The sequence below is a fragment of the Streptomyces griseus subsp. griseus genome (assembly GCF_000720255.1).
Lineage (GTDB): Bacteria > Actinomycetota > Actinomycetes > Streptomycetales > Streptomycetaceae > Streptomyces > Streptomyces griseus_I.
This window is the reverse complement of sequence record NZ_JOJE01000105.1, coordinates 1-2,285: the sequence shown is the minus strand read 5'-3', so window position 1 is coordinate 2,285 and position 2,285 is coordinate 1. Positions and strand designations below refer to the sequence as shown.

2 protein-coding genes and 2 pseudogenes are annotated in these 2,285 nt (G+C 68.4%); 1 reads left to right on the top strand and 3 read right to left on the bottom strand.

The genetic code is table 11. The features are described from left to right. On the bottom strand, positions 1-258 hold a 258-nt coding region (locus IG99_RS43245; protein ID WP_037684510.1), incomplete at its 3' end, for a winged helix-turn-helix transcriptional regulator. A 202-nt stretch (positions 259-460) separates the two neighbouring features. On the opposite strand from IG99_RS43245, the pseudogene IG99_RS43240 reads away from it, so the two are divergent. Further along, a pseudogene (locus IG99_RS43240) lies at positions 461-673 on the top strand (transposase); the annotation flags it as partial. 163 nt (positions 674-836) lie between these two features. Here IG99_RS43240 and IG99_RS43235 read toward each other — a convergent pair. Both IG99_RS43235 and IG99_RS43230 read right to left on the bottom strand, forming a co-directional pair. Further along, positions 837-1,553, bottom strand: a pseudogene (locus tag IG99_RS43235) (transposase family protein); the annotation flags it as partial. 53 nt (positions 1,554-1,606) lie between these two features. Next, positions 1,607-1,957, bottom strand: a complete 351-nt coding sequence (locus tag IG99_RS43230; RefSeq protein WP_037684506.1) for a YybH family protein — start codon at positions 1,955-1,957, stop codon at positions 1,607-1,609. Between the last annotated feature and the right edge of the window lie 328 nt (positions 1,958-2,285).

The window sequence follows — 2,285 nt, the reverse complement described above, 5'->3', positions numbered from 1 at the left end:
CAGGTCGTACTGCACCGTCGGCGGGCGGCTGGTGTGCACGGTGCGGGTGATCAGTCCGCCGGTTTCGAGGTCGCGCAGGGTCTGCGCGAGCATCTTGTCACTGACGCCGCCGGCCCGCCGGCGCAGCTCGGACCAGCGTTGCGGGCCGTCCATGAGGTCGACCAGGACCAGGGCGGCCCACCGGGCGGTGACCAGGTCGAACAGCTGCCTGCCAGGGCAGGCGGGATTACGGACGTTGCCCCGCGCGATTTCCTGCACGTGCCCACCTCACCTGAAGGTATGTACTTCCCATTAGTAAGTGACTCGGCCAGAGTGAGGGAGTCAACCCCTGATCGTCAAGGAGTACCCGTGGTAACCGACGTTGCCGTGACCCGTGACGCGAACACGGTGACGGTGCTCGGTGGCGCCACCCGCTGCACCCGCCGATGGAAAGGAGGCTGATTTATTGGCCCTGAGTATTCTCGACCTGCTGGCCTGGATGCCGATGCTCGCCCTGACCGGCACGGCCAGGCTCTGGGAGCCCCGCCGACTACGGCTCCGCCTGTTCACCGCAGCCGGACAGCTCGTGACCACCGGCCGTCGGCGAACCCTCCGCCTGGCCCGGCACTGGCCCTGGACCGGTCACATCACCGCAACCCTCGAGCGGCTCACGCAACTGTCCGACCCTGGCTGACCAGCGGATTCCCCGTCCCTTCGACAGCACCTCAACACCCGGAGCAGTGGAACCCGGCGCCATCCCGAGGCGACACTCGGGTCTTCGGCCTCCACAGCCTCAGCCCACGGCACGAGAACGGTCCACCGACTCCGTCGGCGCACCGTCACGAAACTTCGAGGCTGAGCAGGGAGTTGGCGCGTTCGCACACACCGTGGATGCCGCGGATGACCTTGTTGTAGGTCTGCTGGGCCTCGGTCAGTTCGCCTCCGGCGGGCTTCTTGTGCGGGTGGCGGAGGCCGGCGCCGGCGTTCTCGTAGCCGAGGTCGACGAGCGTCGGCCTGTCCGGCTCGGCGGCGATCCGGTTGAGGGCGTCGATCAGGCCGTGGTGGCGGGCGCAGGTGGTGCCGTGTTCCCAGCCCGGGCGGACCGGTGAGACCCAGATCGGCCAGCCGTCCGGGGTGGCGATGACCTGGGTGTTCCCGCCGTGGTGCTTGTGTTTTCCGGACCACCAGAGGTCTGCGCCGTTGGGGCCGGGGGCGGCGACGTGGTCGGTGCGGATGACCGTGCCGTCGAGGTTCACGTGCGTGAGCCCTGCTGCCTTCGCACGCTCCAGCGCGGTGGACAGGTCCGGTGCACCGGCGGCCAGGACGGCCAGTCCTTCGTGGAGGTATCGGTAGGAGGTGGAAACCGACAGGCCATTGTCACAGGCGAGTTGGGCCAGTCGGGCGCCGTCGGGGAACCAGCGCAGCACGAGCACGGCCTGCTTGAAGCAGCCCAGCGCGCGTCGTCCCTTGCGGGTTCTGGCCGCGATTCGGTGGTCGCGCAGGAGGCTGGCCAGGTGCGCGGCGGTGGACCGCTTCACATCGAGCACGGCGGTGTATGTGACACTGGTCGGCACGTGAGGCCCCTCGGTCGGATCTTTCTGTCGCAAGATCGCCGGGATGACGAGAATCAGACGCCGTAGGGGTTTTCGATGATGTAGACCCAGTCCCCCTCGGTCGTCCTCTTCATCACCTCGACCGACTTTCCTTCCAGGGTGCCGTCCTCGCTCGTGATCCGCCAGGGCACCTGGACCATCGCCAGGTCGCCGTTCTGATGGACCGACGCCGCCCCCATCTCAAAGGTGCCGGGCGCGGCGAGGTAGGGCTTCAGCGCTTCCTTGATGCCTTCTCTGCCGTAGACGGGCTCCTGTCCCGGTCCCGGTACGAACATGGCGTCTTCGGCGAACAGGGAACCCAGTCCGTCGAGGTCCCGGTCCTTGAGGTACTGGGCGAAGCGCTCGTGGACGACTTCCGGCTTCATGTTCTTTCCTTTTCTTTTCGTTTCTTCGTGCGGACAGGCGGGTCGGCTACAGGCCGATCTGCGTGAGCCATTGACCGGTGGGTGCGCGGCGTCAGCCCCACAAGCTGCTGGGCGCTGTCGTGCGCGTTGCTGGTGTTGTCCGGCACGGTGGCGAGGCCCTCGTACAGTGCGGTGACCGCAGCCGCTCCCGCGTCTGCGGCGGCGTGGAAGCGGCGGGCCGGTGCGCCGGCGGCGGCACCGGGTGAGGTGTCAGCGGGTGTGCGGGTCCGGCAGGGTGACGGGCTCGCCGGGGGTGGGCCAGTGCAGCGGGACGCCGGCGGCGTCGAAG

Bases quoted from the DNA above. Each gene is read 5' to 3' on its own strand.
- IG99_RS43230 (WP_037684506.1), bottom strand. From the start codon at position 1,957: ATGAAGCCGGAAGTCGTCCACGAGCGCTTCGCCCAGTACCTCAAGGAC.